The organism is Streptomyces sp. NPDC048290 (assembly GCF_040652095.1).
Classification (GTDB): Bacteria; Actinomycetota; Actinomycetes; order Streptomycetales; family Streptomycetaceae; genus Streptomyces.
Map to the genome: position 1 here is coordinate 31,421 of NZ_JBEZLM010000026.1, position 17,074 is coordinate 48,494.

The following is a 17,074-nucleotide window of genomic DNA, read 5'->3' on the forward strand; positions in this document are numbered from 1 at the left end:
CCGGAAGGTCCAAACCCGCCAGACCCGCCAGACCCGCCAGACCCGTCAGACGGCCGGGACGCGCCGGAAGGTCCAGACGGTCCAGACCCGCCAGACGCTCCAGACGCTCCAGACGCTCCAGACGACCCAGACGCTCCAGACGACCCAGACGACCCAGACGCGGCGAACGGCTGATGCGCCACCGGCGCCCGCCTCGGTTGAGGGACATGGGGCCAGTGACGCATCAATTCTGCCGGATTCCGGAAGGGGGGCCGAGGGAGAGGCTCAGCCCGCGATCTCGATCTTGCCGTTGGTGCCATGGGTACCGTTGGTGCCGGTACCCGGGTCACCAGAGCCAGAGCCGGAGCCGGACCCCGTACCGGCGTCGCCGCCGGTGGACCGCCCGGTCAGGCCCTTGAGGAGTTCCGCGAGGTCGACCCCCGTGGTGGCGCCGAGCAGCTCCATGCCCTGGGCGACATTGTCGGTGACCGTCCGCGAGAGCCGGCTCGCCCCGTCCGTGGAGATGACGGTCATCTTGTCCACCGCGCTGAGCGGCTCGGCCGCCTTCGCGACGACCTGCGGCAACACCTCGACCAGCATCTGGAGCACCGCCGCGTCGCCGTACTGCCCGAACGCGTCGGCCTTCTTCCGCATGGCCTCCGCCTCGGCCGCGCCCGTGGCGGCGATCGCCGCGGCCTCGGCCTCGCCCTCCAGCCGTACCGCCTCCGCGATGGCCGCACGGCGGGCCCGCTCCGCCTCACCCTGCTTGAGACCCTCGATGGCCTCGGCCTCGGCGAGCGCGCTGCGCCGCTGCTTCTCGCCCTCACCGGTCAGCCGGGACCGCTCGGCCTCCGCCTGGGCGGCGGCGATCCCGGCGAGCCGCTCCGCCTCGGCCTGCTTGACCCGGGCGACCCGCTTGGCCTCGGCCTCCTGCTCGGCGGCGTACCGCTGGGCGTCGGCGGGCTTGCGGACCTGGGTGTCGAGCTGGCGGTCGGTCAGCGCGGCCTGGTGCTCGGCGACCTTCTCCTGCTCGGCGAGGATCTCCTGCTGCCGGGCCGCCTCGGCGAGCGGTCCGGCGGCTGCCGCCCGCGCGGCGGCCTCGTCGGTCTGCGCCTTGATCTCGGCCTGCTTCAGATAGAAGGTCCGCTGGGCGACCGCGATCTCCTCCTCGGCCTTCAGCCGCGCCTGCTCGGCCGCCCGCCGGGCCACCGCCTCCGCGATGTCGGCCTCCTGCTTGGCGCGGGCCGCCTCGGGCCGGCCCAGGTCCTCCAGATACGACCCCTCGGTGGTGATGTCCTGGATCTGGAACGCGTCCAGCACCAGCCCCTGCCCCGACAGGCTCGCCTCGGCCTCCTCGGCGACCTGCCCGGCGAACGCGGCCCGGTCCCGGATCACGTCCTCGACCGACATCCGTCCGACGATCGCCCGCAGCGCGCCGGACAGCACCTCCTGGGTGAAGCCGACGATCCCGTCCTGCTGCATCAGGAACCGCTGGGCCGCCGCCCGGATCGAGTCCTCGGTGCCGCCGACCTTGACGATCGCGACCCCGTCCAGGTTGGCCTTGACCCCGCGCAGGGTCACCGCACCGCGCACGGCCACCGGGATGTGCCGGGAGGACAGGTCCAGGGTGAACTTCTGCTGCACGAACGGCACGACGAACACCCCGCCGCCGACCACGACCTTCTGCCCGCTGTTGTCGGTGAAGACCCGGCCGGTCTCGGGATCGGTCGACTTCTTGCCGCGCCGCCCGGTGACGATGAACGCCTCACTGGGACCGGCGACCTTGTAGCGACTGACGACGACCAGCGCCAGCAGCACAAGGAGTACGACGACTCCGGCTACGGCGACAAGGACTGGACTCATGGCAGCACCCCCGGACACGTCGTTCGCACGACGTCCTAGCGGAAACGGTTGAGGATCGGTTGAGAAGCGGGTGAGGTCAGGGGTCGACCGGGCGGACGAGGACGGAGGTCGGTGTCGGCACCGCCTCCACCCAGACCTCCGTCCCGCGTGCCACCGGCCCGTCACTGCGGGCCGCGAACTTGACCGGCTGTCCGGCGAGCCGTAGCAGCACCTCGCCGAACCCGCCGGCGGGAATGGCCGTGACCACCTTCCCCGACGTACCGATCAAGTCCTCCCCCGTGGGTGTCACGGCGGTCTGATCGCGCAGAAGTGCCTGACTGAACCGGTAGGTCAGCCAACCGGTGCCGGCCCCCAGGACCGCTCCCCCGCCTGCGGCGGGCACGGCTCCGAGTCCGAGCGCCCCTTGCGCGATGGCTCCGCCGAAACCGGTCATCGCCAGGAACCCGGCGACGACCGGCAACGACAACCACCCGTCGAGGCCGCTCCCCAGGGCCCCGTCGAGCAGTCCGTCCACCACCCCGTCGAAGATCAGCGACAGCGTGAGCAGCACGACCCCCGTTATGCCGATTCCAAGAAACCAGGCCATCCGTGCCACCCCCGCCCCCCGTGCCGCTGATCTCCGTCTTGATGGAATCTTGACACGGGTGGCCGTGCTCAGACATTGCCTGATCCCGGCAATGTTTATGCGCTCTTGATGCCATGTTCCGGCGACTTGGTGCCGTAGGCCGACCCGCCGAGCGGGGGCATCCGGCAAGAAAGCCGGAGGCAGGAGGCAGAACCGGGGCCCGGAGCAGGGCGCTCAGCCCTCCGGCGGACGTTCCGTCCTCCCGAGCGGGCGGGACGGATAGCCGGTGTCGAAGTGCATGTAGTCCGGTACGTCGATGTCCTGCCACACCCAGCCCTCGGCGTCGAACGCCCGCCAGACCGCGCCGCCTTCGAGGATCTTCCCCTCGCCCGTGGTCCGCTCCCGGTGTGCGGCGCCGGGCTGCCAGCAGTCGCAGCGCAGGTCCTTCCAGGGGTTCTCCACCGGGTTGATGTCGATGGCGCGGCCGTTGGCGTGCGGGGACTCGGCGGCGGGCGCGTTGATCTGGTCGGGCCGACGGCAGTTGAAGGCGGCGGTGTTGTCGGCGGCGAGGCTCGCGGTGTTGTCGCCGCCGAACTCCTCCATCGGACGCATACTGCGGACCGGGAACCCGGCGTCGAAGATCGCGGTGAAGATCCGGGCGACGCTCCGCGCGGTGTCCGCGTTGACCACGAGGACGCCGCGGTGGACCCGTCCGTCGAACCCGTGGTGGTTGACCTCGACCCGCCGCAGCTGGTCCGCCGAGGTCACGGGACACCCGTTCCGCACCATCCCGGCGTCCACCATCGCGTCCCACTGCGCGTCCGGGACCGCGCGGACGACGGCGTCGGCGGCGGCGGACGTGGGGGACGGCGAGGGACTGACACTCGGGGAGGGGGAGGGACTGGGACTCGCACTGGGCGCCGACGGGGACGGGGACGGGGTCTCCCGTACGGACGGGGTCTCCCGTACGGACGGGGTCTCCCGTACGGACGGGGTCTCCCGTACGGACGGGGTCTCCGGCACGGACCCGGTCTCCGGATCGGTGGCATCCGGGCTCTCCGTGGTCGTACACGCGGCGGTGGCCAGCAGAAGGGCCGCCGTCAGGGCGAACGGGGCCGTTCGGCGGGCGGGGCGTTTCATGGTGCGGTACCTCGGCGGGGCAGGGGGAGGCGCGGCGCACGGGAGGCGTGCGCGGGCGGCGCGAGCGGGAGGTCATGGACGTAGGTGAGCAGCAGTCTCCCGTCCGGGGTGCGGTGCTCGCCCGTGCGCCGCCAGCCGCGCCGCTCGTAGTACGGGCCCGCGCCGCCCGGCCCGGCGGCGGTGACCAGGCTGACCCGGGCGCACCCGGCCGCCGCCGCGTCGTCCAGGAACCGCCGGACGAGCGCCGCGCCGAGCCCGTACGAGCGGTGGTCGGCGCTGACGACGACATGGGCGAGCACGGCGTGCGGGCCGTCGTCCGGGCCGGCGGTGGCCGGGGCGGGCCGCGGCGGGCGTACGCCGGGCAGCAGGGCGCGGGCGTAGCGGCCGAGCCGGGTGCGGACGAAGTGCAGGGCGAGCAGGGGCCGTACGCAGAGCGCGGCGCAGGCGCGCAGGGCGAGACCGCGGCCGTGCACGGCGAGGAGGTGCGCGCGGTGCGCGGCCGGGTCCGTCACCCCGACCAGGAACCCGACCGGGACGCCGTCCGACTCGGCGATGAACGCGCGGGCGTCGCGGCCGGTCAGATAGGTGCGGGTGTAGGCGGTCAGATAGCGGCGGCCGAGCCGGGCGAAGAACCCTTCCGGGAAGTGCGCGAGATGCTCCCCGACGACGTACGGCAGGTCGTCGGCCGCCATGGGCCGCAGCACCGGGCGTCCGGGCGGAACGGGCGGGCCGGGCGGGACGACGTGGACCACCGGGCCGACGGAACCGGTGCGAGGGCGTCGCCGGGGGCCGGGGCTCGATGCGGTGAGGGCGTTTCGGTCGGCGTCCACACCGCAGAATCTGCTGCCTTGTACAGAAAACCACGGTAAAAAACCGCGCACGACTGACAGCCGCCGCACGGGTACGCAGCCGCCACACGGGTACGCAGCCGCCGCACGGGTACGCAGCCGCCGCACGGGTGCGCAGCGGTACCGTCCCCCGCCGCCGCGGACCGTCCCACGTGCGCCGCACCCGCCCTGGACCTAGCGTGGAAATGCCGCCCGCACCGATCCCCCCGGCGTCCGGATGATCGACCCGTTGAACGACCGAACGACCGAACGACCGAAGCCCTTGGAGCCGTCATGTCCCTCGCCGCGCAGTTCACCGAGTACGGGACCACCGAGGCCCTGGACGTCGTCGATGTGCCGCCGCCGGTCCCCGGCGCCGGTCAGGTGCGGCTGGCCGTACGGGCGGCCGGGGTGAACCCCGCCGACTGGAAGATCCTCGGCGGGATGTTGAAGGAGCAGATGCCGGTGGAGTTCCCGGCGGGGCTGGGCAGCGATGTGGCCGGGGTGGTGGACGCGGTCGGACCGGACGTCACCGCCTTCGCGACCGGCGACGAGGTGCTGGGAGCGCCGCTGACCGGGGCGTACGCCGAGTACGCGCTCGCCGATCCGGCGACGCTGGTGGCGCGCCCTGCGACGGTCCCGTGGGAGGTCGCCGGAGGTCTGGCCATGGCGGGCGGGACGGCCTGGACGGCACTCCAGCGGCTCGGCGTCGGCGCGGGCGACACCCTGCTGGTGCTGGCGGCGACCGGCGGGGTCGGCACGTTCGCCGTGCAGCTGGCGCGTGCCCGGGGCGCGCGGGTGATCGGCACCGCCGGTCCCGAGAGCCACGACCGTCTGCGGTCCCTGGGCGGGGAACCGGTCACCTACGGCGACGGCTGGGAACGGCGGGTGCGGGAACTGGCGCCGGGCGGGGTGGACGCCGTACTCGACGCCTCGGGGCGCGGGGAGATCCCCGGCGCGATCGAGCTGGCCGGAGGGCCGGGGCGGGTGCTGTCGCTGGTGGCGTTCGACGCCGCCGACACCGGCATCATCCTGCACGCGGGCGGTGGCGGCGACGGTACGGTCCCGGCCCTGAATGAGATCCTGGAGCTGATCGGGAAGCGGCGGCTGGACGTGCCCGTCTCGCGCGTCTATCCCCTGCGGGAGGTACGGGAGGCGCTGGAGGAGAGCCGGGCGGGGCATGTGACCGGCAAGATCACGGTCGTACCGTGAGCGGTTGAGCCTGCCGCGGAGCCGCGGAGCCGCTGAGCCGTTGAAACCTTTGACCTGCCGGGAGCTGCCGGGAGCTGTCGGGAGCTGTCGGCTGGACCTTTGAGCCGCCCGGCCTCCTCCGGTGATCGGAGCCGCCGGGACCGTCCGCGGTGATGTGGGGGTCAGCCGAACAGCGAGGAACCCAGCGGGCGCCGCGGACCATGGCCGGGCAGGATCAGAAAGGTCCCGCTCGCGGTCGTGGTGGTGAAGGGCAGCAGCGCGTCCGAGGTCTCCATGCGGGTGAGTGTGGCCGTGAAGGTCCGCAGGTCGTTCTGGAAGCTGATGAAGAGCAGACCGGGGGCGGGGTCGTCGATGCTGTAGGAGCGGCGGAGCATATGGCCGACGCCGACCACCGTGGGGTTCGCCCGCCGCACATGGGCGTCCACCGGCACGAGATAGCGCCCCTCGGGCGTCTTGGCGCCGAGTCCGGGGGCCGAGGCGATGTCACCGCCGGACAGGGGTACGCCGCTGGCCCGGCGCCGCCCGAACACCGCCTCCTGCTCGGCGACCGACAGCGCGGCGAACCGGGTCAGGTCCAGCTCCATGCGCCGTACGACGGCCAGCGTGCCGCCCGCGACCTCGGGCGGACCGGCCAGCCACAGATCGCGTTCCTGCTCGGCGCTGGTGTGCGGGCCCACGATGCCGTCGACGAAACCGAGCAGGTTGCGCGGCGCCGAACGCTCCCCGGCCACCGGCACCTCCGTACCGCGCCGCCCGAACTGCCGCCAGCGCTCGCCGAGGCGGTCCCCGGCCTGGTCCAGGAGCGCGACGGCGACGATCGGGACGAGCAGCGGGTCCCCGGCGCAGATCTGGAGCAGCAGATCACCGCCGCGCGCCCGGGAGTCGATCCGTTCGCGGGTGAAGCCCGGGAGGTCGGCGGCGCCGGGCAGTGCGGCACCGGCCGTGCGGACCAGCCGGGGGCCCACGCCGATGGTCACGGTCAGATCGCCCGGGGGCAGTCCCAGCAGCCGCGGGTCGGAACCGGCGGTCAGGGCGCGGACGGTCTCACCGAGTTCGGCGAGCAGCGGACCGGGCTCGGCGGTGGCGTCCAGGTCGGCCACCAGGGCGAGCAGATGGGGCTGGGCCCGCTGGGGAAGGAGCACGCCCGCCTGGTGCCGCCCCGTGACCGCGACCGCGCCGGACGGGGGCGAGGGCGACGACGGGGTCGCGGAGGTGCCGGAGGTGCCGGAGTCCCCCGAGCATCCGGCGAGGAGACCGGCGGCCACCGTGACACCGGTGGCGTCGAGGAACGCACGGCGTGACGGGCGACGGTCGGCGCGAGACATGCTGCGTACAGTGCCACACCCACCGCCCAAGAACCCTCCTATCGCGAGGAGTTGGCTGCCCCGACCGCATATCTGACGCCGTGCCAGACTGAGTTCATGCCTCTGCCTCGACCTCGGTCCCTCGCTCCGTCCCCGTCCCGATCCCGATTAGCTCTGCGCGCGACGACCGCCGCCGTGGGCGCGCTGGCGCTGACGCTGACGACAGGCTGCGGCGGCGGTGGCGACGACGGCAAGGGCGGGGGCGAGGGCCGGCGCCCGGACGGCGCACAGGTGACGATCCGGGTACCCGCCGACGCCCCGACCATCTCGGACGCGGTGTCCCTGGCCCGCCCCGGCGACCTGGTGCTGGTGGCCGAGGGCGTGTACCGCGAGTCGGTACGGATCGACACGGAGCGCGTGACCCTGCGGGGCACGTCCCGGTCCGGTGTGGTCATCGACGGCGAGGTACGGCGGCCGAACGGGATCGTCGTATCGGCGCCCGGGGTGGCCGTGCAGAACCTGACCGTGCGGAACAACACGCACAACGGGGTGCTGATCACCGGCTCGGCGGCGGCGGTCGACGCCCTGCCGGGCAGCGGCGGCTACGACACCGGCGACGAACCCGTCACGCTGCTGAAGTCGTTCCTGGTGTCCCATGTGACCGCGACCCGCAACGGCCTGTACGGCATCTACGCGTTCTCCGCGCAGAACGGCGTCATCGAGTACTCCTACGCCTCGGGCGGGGCGGACTCGGGGATCTATGTCGGCCAGTGCCGGCCGTGCCGGATCGTGGTGCGGGACAACATCGCCGAACTCAACGCGGTCGGCTACGAGGGCACCAACGCCAGTGGTGACATGTATGTCGTCGGCAACCGCCTGACCGGCAACCGGGTCGGACTGACCACCAACTCCGACCACCAGGAGAAGCTGCTCCCGCAGCGCGACGCCGTGATCGCGGGCAACCTGATCGCCGACAACCAGCAGCGGAAGACCCCCGAACAGGCCGACGGCGGCTGGGGCATCGGCATCGGTGTCGACGGCGGCAGCGACAACCGCTTCGTCCGCAACCTGGTCACCGGCCACACCAACGCCGGGCTGGTGATCACCGCGACCGCCGACCTGACGGCGGACCGCAACCGGATCACGGACAACACCTTCACCGCCAACGGCGTCGACGTCGGCTGGACGTTCCCCACCGCCACCCGGGGCCGGGGCAACTGCCTGGAGGGCAACGAACTGCGCACGACGGTCCCCGCCGGTCTGGCGTCCACGGCGTCCTGCCCGACCACCGCCGCCTCCCCCTCAGGGAGCTGGCGGTATCCGGCGCCCCCCGCGGGCATCCCGTTCACCGAGGTGGCCGCGCCCGCCCCGCAGCCGGAGTTCCCGGAGGCGGCGACGACCGGCCCGACCGTCGTACCGGACACCCCGGACCTACCGAAGATCACGGACATCGAACTGCCCACGCCCGCCCTGCTGGCCGGAAGCGCACACGTACGGACGTCGTAAACAGCCACTGCTACGACGGCCGCCGCGGTCCCGGCGCGGCGTCGGGCAACGCCGGGACACGGATGTGGTCGTGGGTGTCGAAGTCGAGGACGACGGGCTCGGACGCGGAGGCGAGGTCGATCTCGACCCGGTACATGGTGCCGTCGCCCCCGACCCAGTAGCGCACGCCACGCCCCCCGGAACCGGCACCACCGCCGGTGTCCGCTTCGGCACGGGGCCCGTTCATGACATCCGTCCGATGACCGCGCACCTCCTCCCGCCCGATCCAGGCGGCGCCGTTCTGCGACAGCAGCGCGGAGTTGTCCGGCCGGTCGCTGCCGAGGTCGAGGAGGATGGCGAGGGCGCTGTCCAGGCTCATGCCGGAGGTCTGGAGCGGACGGCTGTGCCAGCCGGCGGCGGGCGGCGACGCCGGGGCGAGGGCCGGGGGGTCGGGCATGGGGCGGACGGCGACATCGGTGGCCGTCCACCGGATCAGCCCGTTGCTGGACGCCTCGCGCCCGGTCCCGCGCACGACCCCGTACCCGGTGTGGGTGCGGTAGTCGACGGAGGCGGTGACGACGAGCCCGCCGGAGACGCCGGGCACGGTGAGGGTCACCGCCCGGCCGCCCGCCTGATAGTTGAGGAAGCGGGTGACCGACAGCCGGTTCACCTCGTCCGAGGTGAGCGCGCGCGGCTGGGGTTTCTCGTCACCACCGAGCAGGACGAAGGCGATGCCCGAGGCAGCCAGCAGCCCCCCGACAACAGCTATGACCTGGGATAATCGCGACCACCGACGCCTGGGCCGGGCCGCCTCGCGCCCTCGCGGGGTCCGCTTCCCGCCACCGCCCGCTCCACTGACACCAGGCGTGCCGGAGTCCCGCGCTCCGCCGCTCCACATGCTCCGCACCCCGCGGGTTCGTAACAGCACTCCCGGAGACCCCCTCAAACTCTGCGGTTGGCAGACATGACGCTCCGTCAACTGTAGTCTCTGCGCGGAAGTTGCGGGATTTGCGGGTGCTTAGCCCGAGGTAAAGGAGCGATATGCGATTACGCGTACTACTGCGGATGGGGCTGTCCGGCCTGCTACTGGTAGGGGGCGGCGCGGGTACGGTCCTGACCGGCGCCGGGCAGGCCGGAGCGGCGGCCCCTGACGGCACTCTGACCGTGGAGGTCCTGCGGGACTTCTTCGGCACCGGCGTGATCAACACGACCATGGACGTCCCTCAGCGCGGAATGCGGGTCGATGTCATCGACCTGGAGGGCAACCGGGTCACCGGCGTCACGGACGCCACCGGGCGGGTCGTCGTCCCGCCGTCGAGCGAGCTGACCGGCGGCAAGTACCGGGTCGACGTCACCGTCCCGGAGCCGTACTCCGACTATCTGCGGCCGGCACCGGCCTCGACCGCGGGAAGCCAGGGGGAGAACCACTTCGACAGCTTCACCTCCTTCGTGGATGTGTCGGACGGCAAGGACGACTCGGTGACCACCGGCGTCTGGAACCCGGCCGACTACGCGCTGCCCGAGTCCCGCTACTTCGTGCCGGTGCAGAGCGGCGCGGGCGGTACGGACACCCGGGCGCTGGTGGCGTTCGGGACGGACGCGCGGGGCACCTGCCCCACCGACGAGGCGTGCCCGGAGGTCCTCAACACCCAGGACCAGGTGGGCACGACGTACGGACTGGCCTACGACCGGTTCCGCGACCAGATCTTCCAGTCGGCGTTCGCCCGCCGGTACACGGAGTACGGCCCGGAGGGCGGCGGCGCGATCTACCTCACGCCGACCACCGGCGGCGGTGCCCCGACCCTCTTCGCGACGGTCCCGGACGCCGCGGAGACCGAGCACGACACCGGCAACCTGATCAAGGACGCCGGTTTCACGGACGCCCCGGGCAAGGAGAGCGTGGGCGGTATCGCCCTCTCGGAGGACGGCTCGACGCTCTACGCGGTGAACCTGCTCACCCGCTCCCTGGTCAGCTTCGACGCGACGGGCCCGACGGCCTCGGCGCCCGAGGAGACCGTGCCGATCCCCGACCCGGGCTGTGCGACGGCCGGTGACTGGCGCCCGTACAGCGTGGCCGCGCACGACGGCCGCCTGTGGGTGGGCGGGGTGTGCAGCGCGGAGAGCACACAGAACCGCGCGGATCTGAAGGCGGTCGTCGCCACGTACGACGGCGAGGACTTCACGACCGTGCTGTCCCAGCCGCTGGACTTCAAGCGGGGCGCGGTGCTCAGCGGCCGTGCCGACTACGACCAGGTCACCCACTGGAACCCGTGGAACACGGACCTGGAGGACTGGGACAGCTTCAACGTCCAGGGCGCGATGATCAACCCGCAGCCGGCGCTGGGCAGTATCGCCTTCGCCCGTGACGGCTCGCTGATCCTCGGCTTCCGCGACCGCTTCATGGACGTGGTCAGCTGGGGCGGTCTGGACCCCAGGCCGGGCATCGACAACCCGCAGAACGGCATGGCGGGCGGCGACATCAACATGGCCTGCGCCAAGCCCGAGGGCGGGTACGACTGGGAGGGCACCGGGATCTGCCCCGACCACGCCACGGACCCGTCCCTGGACGGCGTCCAGCCCGCCGACGTCAACGAGTACTTCCCGGGTGACTTCTTCCCGAACGGCGGCTCCGCCACCCAGCCCGGACCGCACCAGGAGTCCGCGCTCGGCTCGGTCGCCTACATCCCGCAGCAGCAGTGGATCATCAGCACCCAGATGGACCCGACGGGCCGCGTCATCACCAGCGGCACCGGCTACTACGACGTCGCCACGGGCCTGGGCCCCGGCAACGACCCGGTCAACAACGCGTACGAGTTCGTCGGCCCGAACCAGAACGGCTTCGGCAAGGCCGGCGGCCTCGGCGACATCGCGTACGCGGCGGAGAACGCCCCGATCCAGATCGGCAACGTGGTCTGGTACGACGGCGACCGCAACGGCATCCAGGACCCGGGCCACGTCCTGCTCCCGGGCGCCACGATCAACCTCCTGGACGCCGACGGCGAGCAGGTCGCCACGACCAAGACCGACGCGGCCGGCGAGTACTACTTCGGCGGCGTGGGCGCGGAGTACGAACTGACTCCGGGCGCCGAGTACACGGTGCAGTTCGACGTGTGCACGGCGGACACCAGCGAGGTGCCGGGCGAGCCGGCCGCCACCGACCTGCGGTTCACCTTGCCGCGCGCCGGTGACGACACGGTCCACGACTCGAACGTGACCCCACCGACGTCCGGCCGCCTCTGCAACGGCTACGCACCGGTGACGGCCCCGGACCGACCGGGAGGCGTCGACCACACGATCGACGCGGGCGTCCACATCCCGGCCCCGCAATCCCCGTCCCCGACTCCGTCCCCAACCCCGACGGACTCCCCAACCCCGTCTCCAACCCCGACCCCGACCCCCACGGGGTCGGACACCCCGACGCCGGGCCCGAACACCCCGGCACCGAACGGTCCGGGCGGCGGCCTCGCAGAAACCGGCATGTCCGGCCTGGGAAGCGCCCTCGCCCTGGCCGCGCTGCTCTTCGGCGCGGGCACGACAGTGGTCCTCGTCAACCGCCAACGGCGGGCGAGACATCGCTGACGTGAGAGGAACCTGACGGGCCGGTGCGCTGCGCACCGGCCCGTCGGCTTGTGGCCCCTACGGGGGCGTCGGGGGAGACGCCTTCGCGCGGCTGGGGGGCGGTGCGCTGGCACCGACGGAAGGCCGGAAGGCCGGAAGGGGAGTGGTGGTGGCTGGTGCGGGTACCTAGCCCCGGCCCGGACCCACGCGAACGGGGCGGGAGCCCTCCGTCGTCCGTCGGCAAGAATGGAGTGGGCGGCGAGGGGGAGTAGGCAGCTGACGACCGCCGAAGGAGCACGCGGAGAGAAATGTCCGTTAGGTCGAAGTTTGGCAGAGTGGGTAAAATTCCTACCTCACGCTGACAAAGGCGCAGCTCAGCTCCTGCGGTCCCCGCGCACGCGGGGGTGGTCCCGTCGGGGAGGGCATCCCGAGCCAGATCATCGGGCGGTCCCCGCGCACGCGGGGGTGGTCCCAGGTTCCTCGCGATCCTCAAGGCGGAGGGCGTGCGGTCCCCGCGCACGCGGGGGTGGTCCCCGGTCTGCCGCGGCGATGGCCTCCTCGCGCAGCGCGTCGAGGCGGTCCCCGCGCACGCGGGGGTGGTCCCTAGCCAGATTCCCGGCGACCTCAAGTGCGATCGCGGTCCCCGCGCACGCGGGGGTGGTCCCTTCTCGGTGTCGACGACGGTCGCGGCCGGTTTGCGGTCCCCTCGCAGGCGGGGGTGGTCCAGCGACGGTGCGCCAGTCGAATCGTCCCCAAGAGTGGTCCCCGCGCATGCGGGGGTCGTCCCAGACGTGGCAGGGGCGAGGGTCCCTCACGCTCGTGGTCCCCGCGCACGCGGGGGTGTATCACCCAGGCGTTGAGTCCTGGATCAGCCGCCGCGCTGGGCGGCAACGGCGGCCGTGTACGTCTCCCGAGTCAGATCATCCTGCCCAATCCCCAGCTCAGCGAGGACAGCCTGGACATCGACCAGCGCGGCAGTGACACCACCCTCATTCACCAGCGTCTCCAGTTCCAGGAACGTCCCGTCGATCTCCGGGACGCGGACGAGGGTCGCGAGCATCTTCCGGCCATGCGCCTCGAACTCATAGTTCCGGCACCGCTTCTCGAACGCGATCAGCGGCACGTAGCCGAGACCGCGCAGGATCGCGTGCGCCGCCCCCGGGTCCTGCACGGACGTCTCATGCTCGGGCTTGGAGCCGGATGCCTGCTCCACGGCGGCGCCCTTGAACGTCAGCATCGTTCGAGAGTCGCCGACCCCGTGTACGGTCCGTACCCGCAGTTCCTCGTCGGCCGCGTCCAGCGACCGGTCCGGCCTGTCGTAGTACGTGTCCTGGTACACCTCGACACGGGCCGCGGCGCGACTCTCCAGGTTCCGCATGACCGCTTCCGGCGACCGGACTCGCGCCTTCAACTCGGCCTCGATCACGGCCGTCTCCCCTCGTCACACTGTGCGTCGCCCGTCGGCAAGGATTGCCTCGAACATTCTTCGGAATCCACGGAACAGCGGCCCGTGGGACGTCGCCATAACCTTGTAGGTAGCTGACTCGTGCCCTTCCCATCCAGCGTCGAATGCGCCGACGAACAGGGTGGAGTCGGTGCGGATCAACCGCCAAGTGGGCAGCGTCTGGTAGCGCCACACACCGATGTCGAGTGCCCCGGCAAGTTCCTTCAGCCGAGCTTCGGCCAACCGCACTCCACCCGCGAGGGATTCGGCGGACTCTCCGATCTCGGCCGCCCGGCGCACCAAGGCATCGCAGTCGGGATCGAGCAGCGCTATCCGGACCCGCAGCGCGTTGCCGTCCTGCGCGCGTGGCAGGCAGGCCCTCAGCAGGCTGTCGTTCAGCGCGATCAGCCCGAGCCCGCGCACCGCGAGCACATCCAGCTCTCGCGCTTCCCTGGCCTGCTGCTGGATCTCCTCCGCCACGGAACTCTGCGCGGCGTACACGCGCACGACCTCGGGGAACGCCACAAGGTCGAACGCGGCGCCGCCCGATCGCCTCTCACGGCTCGCGGCCAAGCCAAGCAGATGGCGAGCGTCGTCGGGCATACGCAGTCCGTCGGCGATCCGCTCGTACACATCAAGTCGGGACACCTCGCGACGGGCATTGATGATCTCGTTGACCCGGGCCTGGGTCATCCCGGCCGCGGCGGCAATGCGGGCCTGGCTCGCTCCCGTGTACTGCTGCACGTACCGGAACACGGCGCCCATGTCGCGCGCTCGTAGAGCCTGGCGGACCTCGGCGCGCTCCCATGCCCAGCCGGGCAGTTCGATCGGTGCCAGTGGTGTGCCCACAGTGCCGCCCTCGATATCCATGATCGGGATAGGAATGCATCCCACGGTGAGATTACCGCTGGGGGATCGAGTAATCACCGTGCGTCACATGATCCTGGCCACATCAGCAAGGCCCCGGGCGACCGCGCATTCGGCCCCGGGGCGTGGCCAACGCTTCAAGGAGCGTCTACATGATCGACGGCTCAATCCCACCCCAACAGCGCCCACCGGGCGCGAAACTGACTATCGACGTGTACACCGTCGACCGGCACGGCACAGTGGTGAGCCCGCCCCGCGCGACCGTGGTCGTCCTGCGCGGCCATGAGCCGCTGCCTGACCTGTTCCCTCGGCTGGAGCCTTGCGCCTGCCCCGTCCACCGCAAGACGGGTGCGCTGCGGTGAGCAGCACCGTCCATGACATCCCGCCCGGGGTGCTCGACCTCCTCGCGCTCCCGCTGCTGGAGTGCCTGACGGACGCCCAAACGCGCGGCGCCGTCTGCGTCTGGGACCCCACCGAGGACCCGCTCACCGTCGAGACCGCGATCGACCTCGGCGAGCGCCAGCACAACGACAGCCACTGGTTTCCTCGCGCCTGCCGACAGCACACCGAGCAGCGGATGCAGACCCCCCTCCCCTCCAGCGAGGTCCCAGCATGACCACCGCCCCGCTGGACATCCAGACCATGCGCGCGGCCGTACAACAACTCCTCAGCAAGGACACACCCCTACCGAACGAGGGCGACCTGGAGACGCTAGTCCTCCAGCTCCGAGGCCACCTCATGCTCACCATCCCCGAGATCGAGCAGATCACCGCCCGCCTCCCCGAGGACGACATCCCCCGCGCCTGCGCGATGGCCGGCGCACACGAAGCCCGCCGCCGCCTCAACCTCGACCCATCCGGCCCCTTCCCCGCCCGGCTCGCCCACGCGCAGCGTTTGGCCCGCGCCGTCCACGCCCTGTGCGACCACTACGAGAACCTCACCAGCGACCGTCACACGGCCGCACTGGAAACCCAGCAGCTCACCGACGACATGCCTGCCCTCCGCACTCTGACCGCGCACCAGCGCACCGGGCAGGCGTGCGTCTGGTGCGGCGTGGGGGCAGCCGCCAGCGGCGCCATGCATCGCCTCGCCTTCGTCGGCGAGCAGGCTCCCTCGGCCTGCGAACGCTGCTGGACCGTCCGTCGGCACGCGCTGCGGACCTACCTCGACTGGCAGCGGCACGCCGACACGTGCTGGGTCTGCGCCGCCGACCGCTGCGCCACGGCCGTACCTCTCGCCCAAGCACACGAACACGCTCGCGCCGCAGTGACCGACCGGCCCCCGTACTGCGTCCGCTGCTCCGGCGCCCTGCTGATCGCGAACCACCAGGTCGTCCCGCGCATCCGCGAGGGATACACCGGCTTCTACCGCTCCTACGCCCACATCGGCCTCTGCCAGGCCGAACCAAGACCGTTCAACGCGCCGCGGCAGGTACGGGGCAGCGAATGGACCGTCGCTCGCCCCTCAGGACGGTGAGGGGCGGGCGGTGCTGATCCCCGCCCCGGGCTCCCTCGGACGGTCGAGCCCGGGGCGGACGGCCCCACGCGGCCCCCGGCATGTCGGCGGCGGGCCGCTCCTAGACTGGCTCGGTCCGCCCCGAGAGGATTTGATGCCCATGCGCTCCCGCCGATTCGCCGCCTTCGCCCTCGACACCCTCAAGAGCACCCCGGGCGTCACCAAGGTCCAGACCCTCGCCGACTCGGGGGACACGAAGATCCCCAACGGCCTGGTCGTGGTGGTGGACGGCAAGGAGACGCGGTGGGGGATCGTCGGCCAGCTCGCCGACGGCGAGCGCCACGAGCACGACGACCAACCGCAGCAAGGCACCCCCGCGACCTGGGCGGAGCCGAAGCCGGGCGACAACACCGAAGGCTGGTTCGCCGCCGCGATCGGTCGCGCGGAGTCCCCCGAGATCGCCCGCATCGAACGCTGGTCCACCCGCGAGGGCGCCCGCCCCGACAACGAGGGCGTCACCGTCTTCTTCCACAACACCGCCCGCGCCTTCGTGCGGAAGCTCTAGCCCCTCCCCAGCCTGGCCCGACCCCGGTCCGCGCCGGGGGGGGTTGCACAGCACACCCAGTCAGCACCACCACACGCGTGAGGAGCCTGATATGGAATGCCTGCACCACCGCCCCGGCACCCGATTCGATCCCGGCCGCTGCTCGGGCTCATGCTCCGTCTGCGGCGCAGGCGTCGGAGCTGCGCCCGGACAGCCGGCCGCGCACCATCAGCGGGCGGGTACCCGGGAGACCTGCCCCGGTAGCGGCCAGCCCGCCCAGTAGGGACCCTGGCTCGGCCAACGGTCATCAGCCCCCGAAAACGACATCGACCCCAGCTCAGATGCCCTCTGACTGACCTGGGGTCGATCCGTAGGCCCTGTGGGACTCGAACCCACGACCAATGGAATAAATCCTGGCCGAAGCGTGCCAGGTGGTACTGCACTGTGCTAACGACTCCGGACCCACCAGGTCAGAGCACATCCGCGTCGCGGGGCGATCCGTCTGGGCGCGAAGTGTGCCACCAGGTCCACTCACGCATCGCTCACGCGAAGAGGACGCCCTCTCAACCCGGTTCAGTAAGGTGACCAGGGAGACCAGGGTCAGCATCATCAGCAAGCGGGTGATCGCACATCATTGTTCATCCAGAGCAACACTTCACCCGAGTCCCGCTAAATGAAAACAGGGCTCACCGCTGGAAGAAGAGCAGGTCAGGAAGTGTCGGCCCCGCGCAGGCGGGGGTGTTCCGGATCAGTTCGACACGCTCACCGTCGCAGTGGAGTCGGCCCCGCGCAGGCGGGGGTGTTCCGAGAGGCCAACCGTGGCCACATCAT

The 17,074-nt window shown here is 71.8% G+C and carries 15 protein-coding genes and 1 CRISPR repeat array (1 of these 16 only partly in view); of the genes, 7 read left to right on the forward strand and 8 right to left on the reverse strand.

Annotated elements, in window-relative coordinates:
• Nucleotides 1-264: 264 nt before the first annotated feature.
• The 4 genes from AB0D49_RS33625 to AB0D49_RS33640 all read right to left on the reverse strand — a co-directional run bounded on the left by AB0D49_RS33625 (nt 265) and on the right by AB0D49_RS33640 (nt 4,377).
• The gene (locus AB0D49_RS33625; RefSeq protein WP_362765123.1) at nt 265-1,842 is read right to left on the reverse strand and encodes an SPFH domain-containing protein; all 1,578 of its coding nucleotides are present in this window, start codon (nt 1,840-1,842) and stop codon (nt 265-267) included.
• Nucleotides 1,843-1,918: 76 nt separating this feature from the next.
• The gene (locus AB0D49_RS33630; protein WP_362765126.1) at nt 1,919-2,428 is read right to left on the reverse strand and encodes a hypothetical protein; all 510 of its coding nucleotides are present in this window, start codon (nt 2,426-2,428) and stop codon (nt 1,919-1,921) included.
• Nucleotides 2,429-2,641: 213 nt separating this feature from the next.
• Complete coding sequence (locus AB0D49_RS33635) at nt 2,642-3,547, reverse strand: M15 family metallopeptidase (RefSeq protein WP_362765129.1); 906 nt, start codon at nt 3,545-3,547, stop codon at nt 2,642-2,644.
• Nucleotides 3,544-4,377, reverse strand: coding sequence for a GNAT family N-acetyltransferase (locus AB0D49_RS33640; protein WP_362765131.1), 834 nt, complete (start codon nt 4,375-4,377; stop codon nt 3,544-3,546). Before AB0D49_RS33640 ends, AB0D49_RS33635 begins: the two co-directional genes overlap by 4 nt.
• A 291-nt stretch (nt 4,378-4,668) precedes the next feature.
• On the opposite strand from AB0D49_RS33640, the gene AB0D49_RS33645 reads away from it, so the two are divergent.
• Nucleotides 4,669-5,586 (forward strand): NADP-dependent oxidoreductase, encoded by a 918-nt coding sequence (locus AB0D49_RS33645; RefSeq protein ID WP_362765134.1) that lies wholly within the window; start codon nt 4,669-4,671, stop codon nt 5,584-5,586.
• Nucleotides 5,587-5,747: 161 nt separating this feature from the next.
• Here AB0D49_RS33645 and AB0D49_RS33650 read toward each other — a convergent pair whose 3' ends face one another.
• Entirely contained in the window at nt 5,748-6,911 is a 1,164-nt protein-coding gene (locus tag AB0D49_RS33650; protein ID WP_362765136.1) for a Dyp-type peroxidase, read from the reverse strand.
• A 96-nt stretch (nt 6,912-7,007) separates the two neighbouring features.
• Between AB0D49_RS33650 and AB0D49_RS33655 the strand changes: the two genes are divergently transcribed.
• A complete protein-coding gene (locus tag AB0D49_RS33655; RefSeq protein WP_362765139.1) occupies nt 7,008-8,396 on the forward strand; it encodes a right-handed parallel beta-helix repeat-containing protein in 1,389 nt (462 codons plus the stop codon).
• Between the two features lie 10 nt (nt 8,397-8,406).
• On the opposite strand, the gene AB0D49_RS33660 is transcribed toward AB0D49_RS33655, so the two are convergent.
• Entirely contained in the window at nt 8,407-9,273 is an 867-nt protein-coding gene (locus AB0D49_RS33660; RefSeq protein WP_362765142.1) for a hypothetical protein, read from the reverse strand.
• A gap of 167 nt (nt 9,274-9,440) precedes the next feature.
• Here AB0D49_RS33660 and AB0D49_RS33665 point away from each other — a divergent pair, with 167 nt between their 5' ends.
• Nucleotides 9,441-11,954 carry an SdrD B-like domain-containing protein gene (locus AB0D49_RS33665; RefSeq protein WP_362765393.1) on the forward strand — a complete coding sequence of 838 codons (2,514 nt, stop codon included), beginning with the start codon at nt 9,441-9,443 and terminating at the stop codon, nt 11,952-11,954.
• Nucleotides 11,955-12,801: 847 nt separating this feature from the next.
• On the opposite strand, the gene cyaB is transcribed toward AB0D49_RS33665, so the two are convergent.
• Entirely contained in the window at nt 12,802-13,359 is a 558-nt protein-coding gene (cyaB, locus tag AB0D49_RS33670) for a class IV adenylate cyclase (protein ID WP_362765145.1), read from the reverse strand.
• Nucleotides 13,360-13,374: 15 nt separating this feature from the next.
• On the reverse strand, nt 13,375-14,247 hold the full coding sequence (locus AB0D49_RS33675) for a helix-turn-helix domain-containing protein (RefSeq protein WP_362765147.1): 873 nt from the start codon (nt 14,245-14,247) through the stop codon (nt 13,375-13,377).
• A gap of 149 nt (nt 14,248-14,396) precedes the next feature.
• Here AB0D49_RS33675 and AB0D49_RS33680 point away from each other — a divergent pair, with 149 nt between their 5' ends.
• The 4 genes from AB0D49_RS33680 to AB0D49_RS33695 all read left to right on the forward strand — a co-directional run bounded on the left by AB0D49_RS33680 (nt 14,397) and on the right by AB0D49_RS33695 (nt 16,264).
• A complete protein-coding gene (locus AB0D49_RS33680; RefSeq protein ID WP_362765150.1) occupies nt 14,397-14,606 on the forward strand; it encodes a hypothetical protein in 210 nt (69 codons plus the stop codon).
• Nucleotides 14,603-14,860: a hypothetical protein gene (locus tag AB0D49_RS33685; RefSeq protein WP_362765153.1), complete on the forward strand. Its 258-nt coding sequence runs from the start codon at nt 14,603-14,605 to the stop codon at nt 14,858-14,860. Before AB0D49_RS33680 ends, AB0D49_RS33685 begins: the two co-directional genes overlap by 4 nt.
• Nucleotides 14,857-15,720: a DUF6415 family natural product biosynthesis protein gene (locus AB0D49_RS33690; protein WP_362765156.1), complete on the forward strand. Its 864-nt coding sequence runs from the start codon at nt 14,857-14,859 to the stop codon at nt 15,718-15,720. The genes AB0D49_RS33685 and AB0D49_RS33690 overlap by 4 nt, the downstream gene beginning before the upstream one ends.
• 139 nt (nt 15,721-15,859) lie before the next feature.
• Nucleotides 15,860-16,264 carry a hypothetical protein gene (locus AB0D49_RS33695; protein ID WP_362765159.1) on the forward strand — a complete coding sequence of 135 codons (405 nt, stop codon included), beginning with the start codon at nt 15,860-15,862 and terminating at the stop codon, nt 16,262-16,264.
• A 696-nt stretch (nt 16,265-16,960) separates the two neighbouring features.
• A CRISPR array of direct repeats spans nt 16,961-17,074; the repeat unit is 28 nt; unit sequence GTCGGCCCCGCGCAGGCGGGGGTGTTCC (it continues 768 nt past the right edge of the window).

Coding starts and splice junctions, on each gene's coding strand:
- AB0D49_RS33680 (WP_362765150.1), top strand. CDS start 14,397: ATGATCGACGGCTCAATCCCACCCCAACAGCGCCCACCGGGCGCGAAA.
- AB0D49_RS33625 (WP_362765123.1), bottom strand. CDS start 1,842: ATGAGTCCAGTCCTTGTCGCCGTAGCCGGAGTCGTCGTACTCCTTGTG.
- AB0D49_RS33630 (WP_362765126.1), bottom strand. CDS start 2,428: ATGGCCTGGTTTCTTGGAATCGGCATAACGGGGGTCGTGCTGCTCACG.
- AB0D49_RS33660 (WP_362765142.1), bottom strand. CDS start 9,273: ATGTGGAGCGGCGGAGCGCGGGACTCCGGCACGCCTGGTGTCAGTGGA.
- AB0D49_RS33690 (WP_362765156.1), top strand. CDS start 14,857: ATGACCACCGCCCCGCTGGACATCCAGACCATGCGCGCGGCCGTACAA.
- AB0D49_RS33695 (WP_362765159.1), top strand. CDS start 15,860: ATGCGCTCCCGCCGATTCGCCGCCTTCGCCCTCGACACCCTCAAGAGC.
- AB0D49_RS33645 (WP_362765134.1), top strand. CDS start 4,669: ATGTCCCTCGCCGCGCAGTTCACCGAGTACGGGACCACCGAGGCCCTG.
- AB0D49_RS33650 (WP_362765136.1), bottom strand. CDS start 6,911: ATGTCTCGCGCCGACCGTCGCCCGTCACGCCGTGCGTTCCTCGACGCC.
- AB0D49_RS33675 (WP_362765147.1), bottom strand. CDS start 14,247: ATGGATATCGAGGGCGGCACTGTGGGCACACCACTGGCACCGATCGAA.
- AB0D49_RS33665 (WP_362765393.1), top strand. CDS start 9,441: ATGGGGCTGTCCGGCCTGCTACTGGTAGGGGGCGGCGCGGGTACGGTC.
- AB0D49_RS33635 (WP_362765129.1), bottom strand. CDS start 3,547: ATGAAACGCCCCGCCCGCCGAACGGCCCCGTTCGCCCTGACGGCGGCC.
- AB0D49_RS33655 (WP_362765139.1), top strand. CDS start 7,008: ATGCCTCTGCCTCGACCTCGGTCCCTCGCTCCGTCCCCGTCCCGATCC.